The organism is Candidatus Omnitrophota bacterium, assembly GCA_003598025.1.
GTDB lineage: Bacteria > Omnitrophota > Gorgyraeia > Gygaellales > Profunditerraquicolaceae > Profunditerraquicola.
On record QZKH01000009.1, the window covers coordinates 17,428 to 35,383 of the forward strand.

Below are 17,956 nucleotides of genomic sequence, written 5' to 3' on the forward strand. Positions count from 1 at the left end.
GATTCATTCCTTTTCCACAATAACTACTTCGTCCTTGCCGTCTACCTCTTCCAAGTGCACCTCAACAGTTTCCTTGCGCGAAGTAGGGATGTTTTTACCGACATAATCAGCCCTTATCGGCAATTCTCTGTGGCCGCGGTCTACCAATACCGCAAGCTGTATTGACCTGGGCCTGCCAAAGTCTATTAATGCATCAAGCGCTGCGCGTACCGTCCTGCCGGTATACAAAACATCATCCACAAGCACAACATCTTTATCCGTTATATCGAAATCTATCGATGTTTTATGCACCAAAGGCTGCGAAGCAACCAGGGTAAGGTCATCACGGTAAAGGGTGATATCCAATACCCCTAATGACACCGGAGCCCTGTCTATCATTTTTATCTGGGCGGCTACCCTCTCGGCCAGGTATGCTCCGCGATTTCTTATCCCAATAATGCATAAACCCTGAGTACCGCTGTTTTTTTCTGTGATTTCATGCGCAATACGGATAATTGTCCGGGAAATGCTTTCTTTATCTAATATTTTAGCTTTTTCTTTCATGCTATCTTTTCTGTATTATAACACCCGGCGTAAAAGCACCTTGGCATAAAGGATTGCCAAGTACGCCCCTGCTGGGCAGGATTGCCGGTGGCGCAGAAAGCGCATACTTGCCAATCATTTTTGGCAAGGCATGTGTTGCTTTCTGCAACAAAAAACCCTTGGCTGGCTTTTTGCCTATTCCAAGGGTATCTTTTTTTATTTTTAATTATTTTTCCCATTTTATTTACCTTGCCAGCTTCTCAGAGCCGGCTTAAAGGTCAGTATTTATTTTATTAAATATACCATGCACATAAGGCAATGTCAAGACAATAAATTAATTCGTAGTTCTTAGTTCATTGTTCGTGGATTTGGTGATTGGGGTTTTGGATTTACAAAAAGGGGCGTTTTTGTTTAGGATACTTGTTCTTCCGGCTGATAAACCTGGAAGGAAACGCCCCCCATTAAAATCAATTACTCAATTGTATTCTGCAGCTGCGTTTCAGCATTTTCTGACTCAAGTAAGCTTAACAGATCATTCAATTCCTGCGCCGAAGGAATACCTTTTGACTCCTGAAGCCGCATTATCTGCGCTATACAATTTATGGCATTGCTTCTGCCTGCGGCGAACTCTCCCCTTTTTGCACTTGCCAAAATGTAATCTTTTATCCTCTGGACAGACGGGATAATACCCCCGTTAATCATGTCTTCCAATTGCTGAGACTCTTTATCTTTTTTATAATATACTCTGTTATTGGTATTCCGGCTCTGCTTATATTCGGATATTGTTATCGGCAAATTCCTAAAATCAATACCTCCTATATTATAATCATTAGCGTCTTCTATCGGGCTGGAAGAAGTAAAATCTATAGTTGCGGGAGAAGGCTGGACATTCTTTGTTAATACAGTCCAGTCCGAAGCAGCATCAATATACCTGCTCGTAAACGAAGGGAACTCTTCCACTATAACCTGGTTCTCTATACCGTCTTCGCCGGCAAAGAGCTTCTCCTCAACGATTAATTTACCGCTATCCGGGTTTAATACGCGCTCAATTTCACCTATGGCCTGCCTGAATTTATCTTGATCCCTAAAATAAACCAATACTCCGGATTCAAATATAACATCAAAATAGCCTGAGGCAAAAGGCAGGTGCTTAACATCGGCGGCTGCTACAAAAACACCATTCTGCATCCCAGAATTAGCCAGGCCTAAATCTATAGCAAAAGATTCTATACTATCCCCGTATTTTTCTTTGAGCTTTCCCGAGGCAACAGCATGCGGGCCGGAGCCTATCTCCAGCACCCTGACTTTATTACCGCCCTTTTCTGTCAGCCTATTATCAATTGTACTAAAAATGTCTTCGGGAAGCCTGCCTCTGTCGCTTAGATCCGGATTCTGCGCATGGAATACCTGCCATAATGCCCTTTCTTCTTCATCGTTAAGGGCTAGATCCGTAGTCATTGATAATGCGCCCATTGTGTCGTAATCAATAACCCCTTGTTCAAATTTTTCCCTGATTTCGGCCGGCCAAGAACCGTAATAACGGCTGGCCTTACCTCTAACCCGCCGGATAATCTCCATCGGGCTGGACGCTTTCTTTTCTAATACTACAAAAGCGGTTGGGAACAATAGTGTTTTTTCGCCATATTTTATAAATATATCTTCCCTAGGCGTTAACGAATCCCTGCTTACCGGCAAACGCACAAATCCAGAACTTTCAGCAATGCTCTCTAATGGCAGGTCGCTCTTATCTAAAATAAGCACTTTGTCGCCTTCGCGCAATACCTGAGTAAATAAATACTCTAAAATCTCCCGGGCCCTGTCTTGATTCCCCTGCCCTGCAAATCTATTAAAACCCTTAAGTATGAGTACGTAAGGATTTTCTCTCCCGTCTATAAGCAGGTTGCGATAGCTGGCACTATTCAAAGCATCCTGTCTTTTATCCAAAGCACCTGCTCTACTGATGCGCTCTATTTGAGATGTATCCAGGTCTAATGCCGCCACCTTAAGGTTCAACATCCCCGGTATGCTTAGGTCTGTTAGGTCGTCATTAATAGCCTGGGTTTGGCCGACCGCATCCACAATAAGGTCCAGGCCTCTTAAAGGATAAATATAAGTCGGCCGGGATTTTGACCATTCATTAAAAGACTGCAACAATTCATAATAAGCCTTGTTTATTGCTGATATTCTTTCGATACCGCTAAGCAATAAGGATCTTGCGCCTGCTGGAAAATCATCTGTAATTCTGGCAATGCCTTCCTCATAAAACCTCAGCGAGCTATCAAACGCCAGATCACTCACAGGGGAAGAAACGCCGTCAGCAATTCCTTGGGCATCAATCTCGGGAGACTGAACAATATTAATTGTGACTTTAAAAGGATCCAGTCGGTCTAGGCTTACGGGTACAGCCTCTGCGGCTATAAGATAATCGGCAAATGGCAACGTCTGTGGCGTAGCTGCATCAATTATACGCATCTTTGTATCTTCTGCTAACGTCGTGGTGCCAAGAACCTGTTCTGAGGGGGCCATAAAAACAACATTATTAAGCGCTATGCCCCCGGAAAAATATGTCCTCACACTTTGTCCATATGCCGTAAATACGGGTTCCTTTAAGTTATATTCGCCTGATTCAAAAGATTTCTTATATTCATTAAAGTAATAAGCGCTATCCCATGCTTTTTCAGAAGTCAATCCTGTGAGGTTGCCTTTGTCTACTAATGCCGGATAAAAACTGCTGCTTCCCGCATATCTTGCCTTGAACCACTGGGCTAATATCAAAGAGTTATATACCCGACGAAGTAAAGAGTATCTTTTGGCTGTATTTACATCTTTTATCAATTCCGGGATTATAAACTGGCGCATCAGTTCAGATGCATATTCATTTAAAGCCTTGAGTTTTGGATCGTCAAATTTATAGTTGTCTGAGTCTTTAAGGAAATCTTGTTCCAGCATGACTTTTAAAGAAGCCTTATAAATATAAGCATTATTGCCCGCCTGGCGTATGATTATCTCGTCCGGCACAATCCAGGGCCTGGCCAGGGTCGGGATATTTAAATTTTGGTTTCCAAAAATCTCTCCTGCTTTTTTATAAAGCTTATCCCAGTATTGTCTGCCTGTTTTCGTTGCTGGAGAAGTATATTTAGCCGTATCTTTCTTAAGCTGTAGGTCTGCCTCTAAAAGCACTTTTCCGAAATCTGTCTTTGCGAGGTTGTCGTCTATTGTGACCTGGCTGGCATCGGGGCGGAGATTAACCCAAAAAGACTCTTTGGGCAGGCTTAATGCAATAAAGAAAAATTGAAGTATGTTTTCTACGGAATTACTGCTTAAATCCTGCTCATCCCCCTTATCGATAAAAACCTTGAAATTATTAGTCGCGCTGTCATATTCAAGATAGCGCAGGCTGGCTGGGCGGAATGATTCTTGAGATAAAGAGTTGCGCAGACCTGATATAATCCCAGAGAAATCTACTTGAGGCAAAATCTGCGCAAGCCCTAATTGGCTATAGATAAAAACAAGGGCGATTAAAATTATAATGATTTTTTTATTTTTGCCTCGTATCTGCATATATTAAAATAGCTAAGGCTTCATTTCTTACTCGGAGAATTTATGCTCCCAAGACCATAAAAGGGGTGTTCATCAGCCATTATATTAAATATAAATGATTTAAAGATATAATACAACAATTAATTAATCTTCAGAGAAAACGCTTTCAAATAACAACCACGAATTCTCCGCGGGGTTTATTTTGTTTGAAATGGCTCAATATGTATTCTGGAGAGCCCCTTATAATCTCTTCAAATTTCTTGGTGAGTTCTCTGGCTACCACTATATGCTTATCACCAAATATTTCATGGACATCTTTAATAGTGGCAAGTATCCTGTGGCAAGATTCATAAAATATTACAGTTCGCTTAAGGCCCGATAACTCTTTAAGGCGGTTGTGCCGGGAAATACTTTTATTCGGCAGAAATCCTTCGAATATAAAACTGTGCGCTGGCTTGCCGGACAGGACTAAAGCATTAATAAAAGCGGTGGGTCCGGGAATAACGGTAACGTTAATATTATTTTCGATCGCCAGATTTATTATATTATAGCCCGGGTCAAGGATGCCGGGAGTACCTGCATCAGAGACTAGAGCTACATCCTTTCCTTCTTTTAAAACCCTCAGCAAATATTGGCCCTTAATAAGTTTGTTGTGCTCAAAATAGCTTGTGGTCGGAGTAAGGATATGATATTGATCAAGGAGGATTTTGGTATGTCTGGTATCTTCGCAAGCAATCAAATCTACAGATTTTAACACTTCGATGGCCCTAAAACTTACATCAGCCAGATTGCCTATTGGGGTAGAAACAACATACAACATATCTTATCCTTGGCTAGATAAATAGAGCCGGATTATTATTATCCGGGCTACAAATGATTGTTATTCTACCGTTACAGACTTGGCTAAATTACGTGGTTGGTCTACATCGCAGCCGCGCTTTGCAGCTATATGATAAGCCAATAATTGTAAAGGTAGTGCTACGGTAAGGGGAGAAAAAAGCTCTTCTGTTTTCGGAACCAATACCACGTCTTTAGTCATTTTGCCTATCTGATTGTCGCCTGCGCTGGCGATAGCTATTACCTTACCCCGGCGGCTTAAAATTTCCTGTATATTTGATACCATCTTATCGTAGACTTTAGACGCCGGAGTTATACAGACAACAGCCCTATATTCATCAATCAAGGCAATTGGCCCATGTTTCATTTCACCGGCAGCATAGCCTTCGGCAGGTATATAAGAAATTTCTTTTAATTTTAACGCGCCTTCAAGCGCAGAAGGGTAATTAAAACTCCGCCCCAAGAACAAGAATGAACCGAAGTTCGAATTCTTTTTAGCTATGCGCGCAATTTTATCCTGCCTGGATAATATTGCTCTCTGCATCCTGGGTATTTGTCTTAATTTTTCAACATGCCTTTCTATCTGCGGCTTACTCAGAGTCCTTCTTTTGTCAGCGATATAAAAAGCCAGCAAGTATAAAATTACTAGCTGCGCAATATATGCTTTTGTAGAAGCCACGCCTATTTCGGGACCAGCATGGGTATATATTACGCCGTCGGACTCCCTGGTTAATGTAGATCCCAGGACATTGCATATAGATAAAATACTGGCGCCACGGTTCTTGGCCTCCCTTATACCTGCTAAAGTATCAGCTGTTTCACCGGATTGGCTTATAGCAATAACCAGAGAATCTTTATCAATAAGCAGGTCCCTGTAGCGGAACTCGCTAGAAACATCCACATTAACAGGTATTGCACATAATGATTCGATTATATATTTACCTACTATTCCGGCATGATATGCGGTTCCGCAGGCGACAATATTAATATTCTTTATATTTTTAAATTTCTCGGCTGGTATCTTCATCTCTTCAAAAACTATTCCCGAGCCGTGATCGATCCTGGAGTCAATCAAGTCTTCAACAATATGCGGTTGCTCATTGATCTCCTTAAGCATAAAATGTTTATACCCCTGCTTCTGGGCCTGATCAATACTCCAGTTTATCCTTATAACCTTGGCCTGCTTTAGCTTGCCATCCAACCCCTTAATGGCATATTTATCATCCTCTAAAATAACCATCTCATTGTCATTCAAAAATATTATATCCTTGACCTTATCCAGAATAGCCGGGACGTCAGATGCCAAAAAGTTCTCGTCTTTACCAATGCCGACAACCAGAGGGCTGCCTAATCGCGCCCCGATTATTTTACCAGGTTCTTTTTCAGAAATAACCGCTATAGCAAAAGAACCAACTATATTACCAAGCGCTTTCCTTACGGCTTCTTCTAAGGGCATAGATTTATAAAATTTTTCAACAAGATGCACGATGGCTTCTGTATCGGTTTCGCTGGAAAAATGATGGCCTTCCTTACATAGCATGGTTCTTAACAAAGCATGATTCTCAATTATGCCGTTATGGACAATGGCGATCTTATTACCGCAGTCACTATGGGGATGAGCATTAATCTTTGTGGGTGCGCCATGCGTTGCCCACCTTGTATGGGCTATGCCGACCCTTCCTGGCAAAGGATGTTGGCTGATAATATTCTCAAGGTTTTTAATTTTACCTGGGGTTTTTTTAATCCGGATACAGTTGCTGGCAGGAGAGAGTATCGCTATCCCACTGGAATCATAACCTCTATATTCTAAGCGCTTTAAGCCATTTAGTAATATTGGCTGTGCCTGTTTCTGGCCAACATACCCTATTATTCCGCACATATATCACCTGATGTTTTATCGGACCGGTTCTAAGCGTGATAACTTTGGCTTTCACGCCTGGATATTGAAGATTATTTTAGTGTCCCCACGGGGATTTGAACCCCGGCCGAGAGCTTGAAAAGCTCTTGTCCTGACCAGGCTAGACGATGGGGACAAATTTTGTTACTCTTCTTCGTTGATTACGGGAGCAATGCAAGAAACCCTGTCTTTATCATGAAGCTTTATGAGCCGTACCCCTTGAGCCGATCTGCCTGTTGAACGGATATCTTTGACTGCACAACGCAAAAACATGCCATTTTGAGTAATAGCCATTAGTTCATCATTGTCGTTTACTGTCTTTAGGCTGACGGCCTTGCCGTTCTTGTCTGTTACTTTAATATTGATAATACCTTTGCCCCCTCGGCTAGTCAAGCGGTATTCTTTAAAAGGGGTGCGCTTGGCAAAGCCTAATTCAGTTACGGTAAGGATTGAGGCTTCTTTATCTACCAATATCATTGCAATCACTTCGTCCTTCTTGTCAAGCTTTATGCCCCTGACCCCTTTTGCTCCCCTGCCCATTTCACGCACATGCGACTCTGCAAACCTTATCGCCTTTCCTTCTTTTGTGCCGATTAAAATTTCTTGTTTGCCGTTTGTCAGGCCTACGCTTATTAGCTCATCCCCTTTTTCAAGGCTTATACCTATTATGCCGCCTTTCCTTGGATTACTATAGGCATCGAGGCTCGTCTTCTTTATTGAACCCTGCTTTGTTACCATTATAAGGTAACTGTCCTGCGAAAATTCTTTTATTGGTATTATCGAGCTTATTTTTTCATCCGATTTAAGCTGCAATAAATTTACCACGGCCTTACCCTTGGCCGTACGGCTAGCCTGGGGGATTTCATAAGCCTTTAGCCAGTGCACTTGACCCGTATCAGTAAAAATCAAAAGATAGTCTTTAGTAGAAGCCACAAAAAGATGCTCAATAAAGTCTTCTTCTTTTAACTCTGCCCCGGTTACGCCCTTACCGCCTCTCTTCTGCTTTCGATATGCGCTTACGGGTAGCCTCTTTATGTAGCCATTATGGCTTATAGTTACAACAATATCTTCTTCAGCTATCAAATCCTCTACCTCAAGCTCTTCAACTTCCCCTACTATATCGGTCCTTCTCTCGTCGCCGTACTGTTTTTTTAACTCTTCTAATTCTGATTTAATTATATTTTCTATTTTCTTTTCCGACGCTAAAATCGCTTTGCAAGTCTCGATTATTTTAAGCAACTCTGCGTACTCGGCATCTATTTTATCGCGCTCCAAAGCCGTCAACCTCTGTAGCTGCATCTCTAAAATTGCCTGTGCCTGTATCTCGCTTAATTCAAACTCCTTTACTAAATTAACTTTTGCGATCTGGGTATTTTTTGAGGTCTTGATTACTTTAATTATCCTGTCTATGAATTTTAAAGCTATCTTTAATCCCTCTAGGATATGCGCTCTTCTCTGGGCTTTATCTAAGTCAAATTGGGTACGCCTGCGTATTACTATCTTCCTATGCCCGATATAGCAATCCATCATTTGCCTAAGGTTCAAAACCTTGGGACGGTTATCAACTAACGCCAGCATTATCACCCCGAATGTAGTCTCAAGTTGGGTATGCTTAAAAAGCTGATTCAATACAATCTGGGGCTCGGTATCCCTCTTTAGCTCTACCACTATACGCAAGCCGTCCTTATCGGACTCATCCCTTATATCCGAAATGCCTTCTATCTTTTTGTCATCGACAAGAGAGGCTATGCTTTCTATCATGCCGGCCTTCTGCACCTGATATGGAATTTCAGTTATAGCTATCAGGTCCTTACCGCCTTTTTGGCGCTCAATATTGGCTTTTGCCCTTAAAGTCAATTTGCCCCTGCCAGTAGTAAAGGCATCTTTTATACCGGCCCTGCCGCAGATTATGCCCCCGGTAGGAAAATCCGGGCCCTTGACAAACCGCATCAAGTCTTTAATCTCACACCCGGGATTATCTAATATATGGATTATCGCATCTGCGATCTCGTTTAAATTGTGCGGTGGAATATTAGTCGCCATGCCGACTGCTATACCGCTTGAACCGTTCAGCAAAAGATTCGGTATTTTTGCCGGCAATACTGAAGGCTCGGAAAGCGAAGAATCAAAATTAGGAACAAAATTGACTGTGTCTTTTTCAATATCAAAAAGCATCTCTTCGGCTATTTTGGTAAGCCTGGCCTCTGTGTAGCGCATTGCCGCCGCAGCGTCTCCGTCAATAGACCCAAAGTTGCCTTGTCCGTCTACCAATGTATAACGGAGAGAAAAATCCTGCGCCATCCTAACGAGCGTATCGTAAACCGCCATATCCCCATGCGGATGATATTTACCTAGGATTTCACCGACGATACGGGCGCTTTTTTTGTAAGGCTTATTGTGTTCAAGGCCCAAATCACGCATGGCATAAAGAACCCTCCGGTGTACAGGCTTCAATCCATCCCTGGCATCAGGCAGAGCCCTGCCTACAATAACGCTCATAGCATAATTTAAATAAGAGTCCTTTACTTCTTCTTCAATATAGATGGGAATTATTTTTTCGTTTCTGGTATACATTTTAAATGTCCAAATTTTTTACCTGATGTGCATAATTTTCAATAAACTCTCTTCTGGGTTCAACCTGATCCCCCATTAACACTGTAAACATCTTGTCTACCTCAACCGCATCCTCTAAAGTAACTTTCAAGATGGTGCGTTTTTCGGGATCCATAGTCGTCTCCCATAGCTGGTGCGGATTCATTTCGCCAAGACCCTTATATCTCTGTATGTGCATACCTTTAGATGCCTGGGTCTTCACATATTCCAAGGCTTCCTTTAAAGTGAAAAAATCGCTTACTTCCTTTTCTTCGTCAGTAATTCTAAAAAGGGGCTTCATTTTTACTTCAGCCGTTTTCTTGGCGTTCTTTGCTTCTGCTTGTTCCGTTTCTCTTGCAGCAAAATCTCCTATGTCTAAGCCTAATTTAGCTAATTTAAGAGAAATTTGCTCTAAATCCTGGGCTTCAAATAACTCCAAAATATCCTGCTCAGAAGCCTTACCATTAGCCTCTTCTGTAATTTTGGCGAGTTCTTGATCAGAATAAGCAAAATGGGCGATTCCATCCACTTTTACCCTATAAATTGGCATTTTTTTGGTCTTTGGGTGCCTCAAACTAAGGTAATTTGCAAATTTTACTCCCTTTTTATCTAAATTCTTGCCAATTTTCTCTGTTTCAACCAACAAACTCAAAATCTCCTTAAACTGATTATCTGTGAAATTTTGTTTATCCTTTAACCTTATAAAGCTGAATCCTTCTCTCCCTAAATCTAACAATAATTCATTCATTTGCTGCTCTGTCTGAATATACTCTTCGCGAGTGCCCCTTTTGATTTTGTATAAAGGCGGTTGAGCAATATATACAAACCCGTCTTCAATAAGTTTAGGGAACTGCCTGTACAAAAGCGTAAGCAATAAAGTGCGGATATGCGAACCATCAATATCCGCATCAGCCATTAATATTATTTTATGATACCGCAGTTTTGCCTGGTCAAATTCTTCTCCGACACCCGTCCCTAAAGCAGTAATGATAGTCCTGATTTCTTCGTTGGAGAGGATTTTATCCAGCCTTGCTTTTTCAACATTTAATATCTTTCCTTTTATTGGTAATATTGCCTGGAATCTCCTATCCCTGCCTTGTTTAGCCGATCCGCCTGCGGAATCCCCTTCAACGATATAAAGCTCGCAAAGAGCAGCATCCTTTTCAGAGCAATCAGCTAATTTCCCCGGCAGGCCCCCTGAATCAAGCGCCCCTTTTCTGCGCGTGAGCTCGCGGGCTTTTCTTGCTGCTTCGCGTACCCGTGAAGCCATAATGACCTTATCTACGATCTTGTTAGCAACCGACGGGTTTTCTTCAAAATATGTCGTGAGGGCATCAAAGGCGCTGGAAGCGGCGAGTCCTTCGACTTCCGAATTCCCCAATTTTGTTTTTGTCTGCCCCTCAAACTGCGGGTTGGGGATCTTAACAGCCACTATGGCAGTTAGCCCCTCCCTAACGTCCTCACCCGAAATGGCAACATTGTCCTTAAGCAGGTTTTTATTCTTTGCATATTGGTTAATGGCACGCGTTAAGGCCGATTTAAAGCCAGACAGGTGCGTTCCGCCCTCGACAGTATTAATATTATTCGCAAACGAAAAGATATTCTCTGCATAACCATCGTTATATTGCAAGGCTACTTCTAAATCGACTCCCTCTTTCTCTTTTTCAAGATATATTACCTTATTGTGCAGCGGATTTTTATTCTTGTTTAAGTATTCCACAAAAGAGACTATGCCTCCGGAAAACTTAAAGTTCGATTCTTTTTCGCTGCGCTCGTCTTTTAATGCTATTTCAAGGCCCTTGTTTAAAAAAGCCAACTCTCTTAATCTCTGGGATAAAATATCGTAAGAAAAATCTATAGATTTGAATATTTCCTTATCGGCCTTAAAAGTAACCTTGGTGCCGGTTGTTTTTGCCTTACCAATAATAGTAAGCTTGGAGGCGGTTTTTCCTTTTTCATACCTTTGGTGGTAAATTTTACCGTCCCTTTTTACTTCTACCTCCAGCCACTCTGAGAGCGCGTTGACTACGCTGACGCCTACGCCGTGCAGGCCCCCCGAGACCTTATATGCCTTATGGTCAAACTTCCCGCCTGCGTGCAGCGTTGTCAGAACGACTTCTACCGCGGGCTTCTTCTCGGTTTTATGGATATCAACGGGGATACCGCGCCCATTATCGGAAACAGACACGCTATTATCATGGTTAACCGCAACTTCTATCCTGTTACAAATACCCGCAAGCGCTTCATCTATCGAATTATCAACGACCTCATAAACCAGATGATGCAGCCCTCTGGAATAAGTGTCGCCGATATACATAGCCGGCCTTCGCCTCACCGCCTCTATACCCTCTAATACCTGTATGGTAGTAGCGTCATATGCCTTATCTTTCTTTGTGGGAGCCTGCTCCTGTTTTAAGGGCATAACACCATCCTTGCTTTCTTCTTTTTGATTTTTTTTCTTTTTCATTTATTTACCCAAAAATACTTTAATGTCTTTAAGTCCATCGATATCTTCTTTTAGCCTGCTTAATAGCAAAGGTTTTTTTAAATTAAACTGATACAGCCATGCAGATGAGTCTAAACCTATGCCTAAAACTCCGGAGCGAAAATAATTACACTTTATATGACTTAATTCCCTTTTTGTCAAAACCTTTTTTAAAATTTTTTCCGTGGCTATACCACCGGAACCATGTCCGGCTTTACCTAAGTCGGAAAAAAACTGCTCGATAATATCTTTTATTTTATCCATCTAACCTAAACGCATGGGCAAAACAACATATGTGTAGCCGTCAACACGGACAACTGCCGGCTTATCCGAATCGGTTACCTCAAGGCAGACCTTTTCATCCTTAAGGTTTTTCAAAACATCGATTAAATAATTGGGGTTAAAACCGATTACCAATTCCTTGCCTTTATACTCAATGCGGAGCTCTTCCCTTGATTCTCCGATATCCGGGGTTGTTTTAGAAACGACCAGTTTATCTTTAAACATCTCGAATTTAATAGCCTGGTAATCCGGGGTCGACAACAAGGCAGCCCTTTTCACAGCCAAGAGAAACTCTGCCCTCTCTACAAACATTTTATTTTCGGAAACACCCGGTACTACCTGTTTATAATCAGGGAATTCCCCCTCTATAAGTCGCGAAATAATCACAATATTGCCAAGATCAAAAAGCGCTTGGTTATTATTAATAATTAAAGATAGCTCTCCTTCATCTTTTAAATTACGGATTAACTCATGAATGGTTTTTATTGGAACAATTGTCCTGATATCTTTATCGATACTTTGGTTAATTTTCTTATCGATTATTGCCAACCTTTTACCATCGGTTGCAACAAGATTAATATTACCTTTTTCGATTTTAAAAAGTATGCCGTTTAATATATACCTCGTTTCATCAAAAGAAACAGCAAAAGATGTCAGATTTAACATCTCTTTTAACACTCCCTGATCTATCTTAATCACCTCTTTATCTTTAAATTCAGGAAGTTTTGGGAATTCTTCACTCGAAAGCCCGACAATCTTAAACTGACAGGTATCAGTCTCTATTATAACCATATTATTCTTTTTGGTGCTTATACTAATACTATCTGCGGGTAATTCCTTAACAATCTCTCCCAATTTTTTAGCAGGTATAGTAATTAACCCTGGTTCAGAGGTATTCACAGGTAATACACAACTTATACCTATATCTAAATCTGTTGCGGTAAGCCTGATACTATCCTGATGTGCTTCAAGTAACACATTCGAGAGTATAGGCAAGGCTGATTTCGAAGAAATAACGTTTTGAACTGCCTGAATACCCGAAACCAGCACATCTTTTTTAATTTTAAATTTCATTTTATTCCTCCCTATTAATATATATTTAGAAAAACTTAAATAGTATTAGTAATAAAAAGGTTGTGTTTCTGTTGAAAAGTTTATAACTATTTTTATTTTATAGTGTTGTAAATACCAAAAACATTGCATAAGTTCTTAATTTACTGTTGAATTATCTGAATGATCCTTTCGATTCTGGCTTTAAGATTTGGGTTTAAGTTAACACCCTCCTTAATTTTATTACATGAATGCAAAACGGTGGTATGATCCTTGCCACCAAAGAATTCCCCTATTTCAGGAAGCGACAAATCGGTCAATTCTCTGCTTAAATACATGGCAATTTGCCTGGGTAAAACAATGTTTTTATTTCTTCTTTTGGTTTTTAAGTCAAATATGGACACCCCAAACTCTTCAGATACACAGCGTTGTATAAAGTCTATATTAATATTTTTCTGGGTTTCCCTACAAAGGTCTTTTAAAACCTCCTTGGTTAAATCAAGGGTAATGGGTTTTTCTTCGAGCAATGAATAAGCTATGGTGCGGATCAGCGCACCCTCTAACTCCCTTATATTTGTTTTGACCAGCTGGGCAATAAAAAATATAACCTCATCCGGTACCGCAACAGGCTCCCTTTCAATCTTTTTCTTCAATATTGCTATTCGTGTTTCCAGGTCAGGAGGCTGCACATCTGTGGTTAGCCCCCAGCTAAAGCGCGAAACAAGGCGGTCCTGGAGGTTAGAAATTTCTTTTGGCGGCCTGTCAGAAGAAATTATTATTTGTTTATGCGCATCATAAAGAGTGTTAAATGTGTGAAAGAATTCTTCCTGGGTAGATTCCTTGCCGGCAATAAAATGTATATCATCGATGACCAGCACATCAACATTACGGTATTTTTGCCTGAAATTATTTGTTGAGTGGTGCTGGATTGAGTCAATAAGCTCATTAGTAAAGCGCTCGGATGAAATATAATATATTTTTGAATTCGGGTTCTTTAATTTAATCTGATGGCAGATTGCTTGCATAAGGTGCGTTTTACCGAGGCCGACCCCGCCATAGATAAATAAAGGATTATAGGTTTTTGCTGGAGAATCCGCAACAGCTAAAGAGTAAGCGTGCGCATGCCTATTTGATGGGCCTATGACAAAATTATCAAACGTGTATCTGGGGTTAAGGTTTAATGAGTCTTTGCCAACCGGTCTCTGAGTAAGGCTTGGTTCCGCTTTGGCTTGCTTAAGCTCAGATTCAGGAGCAACGATTAATTCTATGGTGATACTTGAAGCGGCATTATAACTCACAGCCTTTTCAATAACATTTTTATAGTGCCCTTCAACCCAATCTTTAAAAAACCCATCTGGAGCTTCCAGGGTTGCCTTATTCGGCTCTAGCGACAAAAGCTTGAGCGGCTCGATCCATGCGGAATATATCGAATCCCCTAGCTCGTTGCGAAGAGTTTCCTTGCTCGATTCCCAGATTTTTCCTGCTGGTTTATGCATACTATTAGGGGGTTATCTACAGTATCCACAATTTATACACAGCTTTAATAACTCTGTGGAATACTATTTTTGAAGACCGGTGACTATTATACATAAAAATTTTATGCAGTCAATATAATTGTTTCAACAAGTTTTTAACATTCAGAAAATTTTTCAGAAAAAACAAAACCTACGGCATTGACTTAAGTTAAATTTGTGTTATAATTATCCACCGTTATAAAAATTTATTATTTAACAACAACAATTATAACCGGAGAATACCGCATGAAAAAAAATATTAAAACACCGACGAGGAGAATTGGAAAAAGGAGGCATGGGTTTTTGAGTCGCATGAGAACAGCTTCCGGCAGGGCAGTTATAACGAGAAGAAGGCTGAAAGGAAGAAAAGCATTAAGCAAGTGAAAACCCGAATATTTTTTGTCAATTTAATTGAAGCTTACCAAAAATACGCTAGTCATAGCATGCCTAAAAGCTGCAGGTTTATACCCAGCTGTTCCGAATATACTAAGCAGGCACTTTTAAAGTATGGCTGTATTAAAGGATGGTTTTTGGGATTCAAAAGGTTATTGCGCTGCCATCCATTTTCTGGCCAGCATGGCTATGACCCGGTAAAATAAAGAATCGGAGAAAATATGCAAAAAAGAATTATCTTAGCTTTTTCCCTGTCAATGCTAATCATGATAACCTGGTCTGCGCTAGTATCTAAACCGCAACCAATTGTAAATAAAGAAGTTGCGCTTAGTGAAGTTACTTTGCCAAAGCAAGAAGTTTTAAATAATATTGCTGAAGCAAAGCCTTCTCTGGCTGAGAAGACCGGCAGAGATATTGAGGTTATTGCGGACCAATGGGGAAAAATAATTTTCTCTGAGAATGAAGCAGCGATCTCTGATGTATCTTTTAAAAATTACAACTACCAGAATTTGCTGCTAAATGAAGGCCTATCTTTAAAAGGTAGTAATAAATTTGTTTTGCTTGAAAATACTCCTAAAAGCATTAAATTTGTCCAATCTGATAAAGATAAAAAGATTATTAAAGATTTTATTTTTTGTAAGCCTAAGTATTGTATAGAGTTATATATTTCTATCACTAACAATTCAAATACTGATCTTAAGTTTGCCTTTCCTTTGGTATTAGGTGTTATTAAAGATTCTAAAGACCAGCTTCTTGGAAGATATGAAGATGTAACTGTCGCTGTTGCGAATAAATTTACTCATGTCAATCTTAAAAATGATAAGGATTTTTCTAATGTAAAATATTTATCTTATAGGGATAGGTATTTTTCTTTAATAGTAGAGCCCGTAGAAGGAAACTATTCTGGCTATATACGCCGGTTTAACGGAATAAAGGGATCGGAGATTGGATTGATCTCAGGCGATTATTTGATAAAACCAGGGCAAACCCATATAGAAAAATTCGCTATCTATTTGGGACCTCAAGATTTAAGTCACATTAACAATGTCAGTACCAGCTGGGGTAATATTGTAAATTATGGTACTTTTGATTTTTTTGGGCAGATAATTTTTCAATCAATGGAAATGATATTTAAAATCGTTCATAATTGGGGAGTGGTTATAATCATTCTAGGGGTTTTTATTTATTTGCTGTTTTATCCGCTTACAAATAAACAGATGCGTTCTATGAAAGCCATGCAAGCTTTACAGCCCAAAGTCGAGGAATTAAGGGCCAGGTTGAAAGATAACCCCCAGAAACTTAATAAGGAGATAATGGCTCTATATCGTGAGAATAAAGTCAATCCTTTAAGCGGATGCTTGCCGATATTATTGCAGATACCGATATTTTTTGCATTATATCAAGTCTTAATGAGGTCTGTCGCTTTGAAGGGAGCAGAATTTTTGTGGATTAAAGACCTTGCTGAGCCGGACAGGCTATTTATACTACCCAAAAACATCCCTTTATTAGGCAATGAGATCAATTTATTGCCGATATTGATGGCTATCGGTATGTTTATGCAAAACAAATTGTCTATGTCGTCGTCAAGCGGCGCTAGTGCGGAACAGCAAAAACTTATGATGTTTATGTTACCGATAGTATTTGGATTTCTTTTTTATCATATGCCTTCAGGCCTAGTGCTGTATTGGTTTGTAAATAGCTTATTGATGCTAGTAAATCAAATCAAATTAAACTTGGCTAAATAGTATTAAATAATATGAAGAAAAATAGCATTGAAATAGAAGGAAACAGTGTAGAACAGGCCATAAAAAAAGCGCTTAAGGAATTACAGCTGCCTCGAGATAAAGTTAAAATTAAGGTGCTTTCTGAAGAAAAGAAGGGGCTATTTGGCATGCCTGGTGCTAAGCCTGCTAAGGTGCGGGTAACGCCAATTTAGGGCCTAAGCCAAGAAATTGATTGACAAACTAAGAAAATGGGTTTATCGTATTAATTGTTAATTAAACATAAAGTTCCACGCGGAACATTAAAATGGGCAAAACCATAGTAATTTGCAATCAAAAAGGTGGCACAGGCAAAACAACATCAGCTGTTAATCTTTCGGCATGTTTTGCCATGATGGGCAAAAAGACCCTGTTAATTGACCTAGACCCTCAAGCAAACGCAACAAGCGGCCTAGGCATCAACAGGGCAGACATAAAAAAAAGCGCTTACCATATCCTTATGGAAGAATGCAGCGCAGACGAGATCAAGCTAAAAACCTCGATATACAACCTAGAATTAATACCTTCGAATTTAGATTTAACCGGAGCAGAGATTGAACTAGTAGGAGCGCTAGGTAGGGAGCATAGGCTAAAAAAAGCATTATTAAATATTAAAAATAATCATGAATTTATAATTATAGACTCTCCGCCTTCACTTGGGTTATTGACCATAAATGCTTTATGTGCAGCTAATTCAATATTGATTCCAGTGCAATCTGAATATTTTGCTTTAGAAGGATTGTCGCAACTACTTCATACTGTTGAGCTTGTGAGAAATAATCTAAACCAAGAGCTCTATATCGAAGGCGTTTTTCTTACAATGGCAGACGTGAGGACTAATTTAAGCCGAGAAGTAATACAAGAGGTTAAGAATCATTTTAAAGATAAAGTTTACAATACAATTATCCCGCGTAACATACGCTTAGGAGAAGCTCCAAGTTATGGCAAGCCTATTTCGTTGTATGACAAAGCTTCTATTGGCGCTCAAAAATATGAAGAATTAAGTAGGGAAATTTTAGGCCTACCCGCAACAAATAACAGATTGGACAATTTAGAAACAAACAATTCTCCAGATCGGACATAA

At 40.1% G+C, this 17,956-nt stretch carries 15 protein-coding genes and 1 tRNA gene; 5 read left to right on the forward strand and 11 right to left on the reverse strand.

The features are described 5' to 3' along the window. Nucleotides 1-3 precede the first annotated feature (3 nt). From pyrR to dnaA, 11 genes are all read right to left on the reverse strand, one after another. Nucleotides 4-543, reverse strand: a complete 540-nt coding sequence (pyrR, locus tag C4533_07475) for a bifunctional pyr operon transcriptional regulator/uracil phosphoribosyltransferase PyrR (GenBank protein RJP27299.1) — start codon at nucleotides 541-543, stop codon at nucleotides 4-6. Next, entirely contained in the window at nucleotides 540-761 is a 222-nt protein-coding gene (locus C4533_07480; GenBank protein ID RJP27300.1) for a hypothetical protein, read from the reverse strand. The genes pyrR and C4533_07480 overlap by 4 nt, the downstream gene beginning before the upstream one ends. Nucleotides 762-993: 232 nt before the next feature. Continuing rightward, complete coding sequence (locus tag C4533_07485) at nucleotides 994-4,083, reverse strand: class I SAM-dependent methyltransferase (protein ID RJP27301.1); 3,090 nt, start codon at nucleotides 4,081-4,083, stop codon at nucleotides 994-996. Nucleotides 4,084-4,228: 145 nt separating this feature from the next. Further along, complete coding sequence (gene rsmI / locus C4533_07490) at nucleotides 4,229-4,882, reverse strand: 16S rRNA (cytidine(1402)-2'-O)-methyltransferase (protein ID RJP27302.1); 654 nt, start codon at nucleotides 4,880-4,882, stop codon at nucleotides 4,229-4,231. A 60-nt stretch (nucleotides 4,883-4,942) separates the two neighbouring features. Continuing rightward, the gene (gene glmS / locus C4533_07495) at nucleotides 4,943-6,778 is read right to left on the reverse strand and encodes a glutamine--fructose-6-phosphate transaminase (isomerizing) (GenBank protein ID RJP27303.1); all 1,836 of its coding nucleotides are present in this window, start codon (nucleotides 6,776-6,778) and stop codon (nucleotides 4,943-4,945) included. 77 nt (nucleotides 6,779-6,855) lie between these two features. Beyond that, a tRNA-Glu gene (locus C4533_07500) sits at nucleotides 6,856-6,932 on the reverse strand. A gap of 8 nt (nucleotides 6,933-6,940) precedes the next feature. Further along, nucleotides 6,941-9,370 (reverse strand): DNA gyrase subunit A, encoded by a 2,430-nt coding sequence (gene gyrA / locus C4533_07505; protein ID RJP27304.1) that lies wholly within the window; start codon nucleotides 9,368-9,370, stop codon nucleotides 6,941-6,943. 1 nt (nucleotide 9,371) lies between these two features. Beyond that, nucleotides 9,372-11,810: a DNA topoisomerase (ATP-hydrolyzing) subunit B gene (gene gyrB / locus C4533_07510; GenBank protein ID RJP27432.1), complete on the reverse strand. Its 2,439-nt coding sequence runs from the start codon at nucleotides 11,808-11,810 to the stop codon at nucleotides 9,372-9,374. Between the two features lie 45 nt (nucleotides 11,811-11,855). Further along, on the reverse strand, nucleotides 11,856-12,137 hold the full coding sequence (locus C4533_07515) for a DUF721 domain-containing protein (protein ID RJP27305.1): 282 nt from the start codon (nucleotides 12,135-12,137) through the stop codon (nucleotides 11,856-11,858). Continuing rightward, the gene (dnaN, locus tag C4533_07520; GenBank protein ID RJP27306.1) at nucleotides 12,138-13,229 is read right to left on the reverse strand and encodes a DNA polymerase III subunit beta; all 1,092 of its coding nucleotides are present in this window, start codon (nucleotides 13,227-13,229) and stop codon (nucleotides 12,138-12,140) included. Nucleotides 13,230-13,369: 140 nt separating this feature from the next. Continuing rightward, nucleotides 13,370-14,701 (reverse strand): chromosomal replication initiator protein DnaA, encoded by a 1,332-nt coding sequence (dnaA, locus tag C4533_07525; protein ID RJP27307.1) that lies wholly within the window; start codon nucleotides 14,699-14,701, stop codon nucleotides 13,370-13,372. 264 nt (nucleotides 14,702-14,965) lie between these two features. Between dnaA and C4533_07530 the strand changes: the two genes are divergently transcribed. From C4533_07530 to C4533_07550, 5 genes are all read left to right on the forward strand, one after another. Beyond that, nucleotides 14,966-15,103: a 50S ribosomal protein L34 gene (locus C4533_07530; GenBank protein ID RJP27308.1), complete on the forward strand. Its 138-nt coding sequence runs from the start codon at nucleotides 14,966-14,968 to the stop codon at nucleotides 15,101-15,103. Then, the gene (yidD, locus tag C4533_07535) at nucleotides 15,091-15,318 is read left to right on the forward strand and encodes a membrane protein insertion efficiency factor YidD (GenBank protein RJP27309.1); all 228 of its coding nucleotides are present in this window, start codon (nucleotides 15,091-15,093) and stop codon (nucleotides 15,316-15,318) included. The genes C4533_07530 and yidD overlap by 13 nt, the downstream gene beginning before the upstream one ends. A 15-nt stretch (nucleotides 15,319-15,333) precedes the next feature. After that, the gene (gene yidC / locus C4533_07540) at nucleotides 15,334-16,857 is read left to right on the forward strand and encodes a membrane protein insertase YidC (GenBank protein RJP27310.1); all 1,524 of its coding nucleotides are present in this window, start codon (nucleotides 15,334-15,336) and stop codon (nucleotides 16,855-16,857) included. An 11-nt stretch (nucleotides 16,858-16,868) separates the two neighbouring features. Continuing rightward, nucleotides 16,869-17,048, forward strand: coding sequence for a hypothetical protein (locus tag C4533_07545; protein RJP27311.1), 180 nt, complete (start codon nucleotides 16,869-16,871; stop codon nucleotides 17,046-17,048). 92 nt (nucleotides 17,049-17,140) lie between these two features. Further along, a complete protein-coding gene (locus tag C4533_07550; GenBank protein ID RJP27312.1) occupies nucleotides 17,141-17,956 on the forward strand; it encodes a ParA family protein in 816 nt (271 codons plus the stop codon).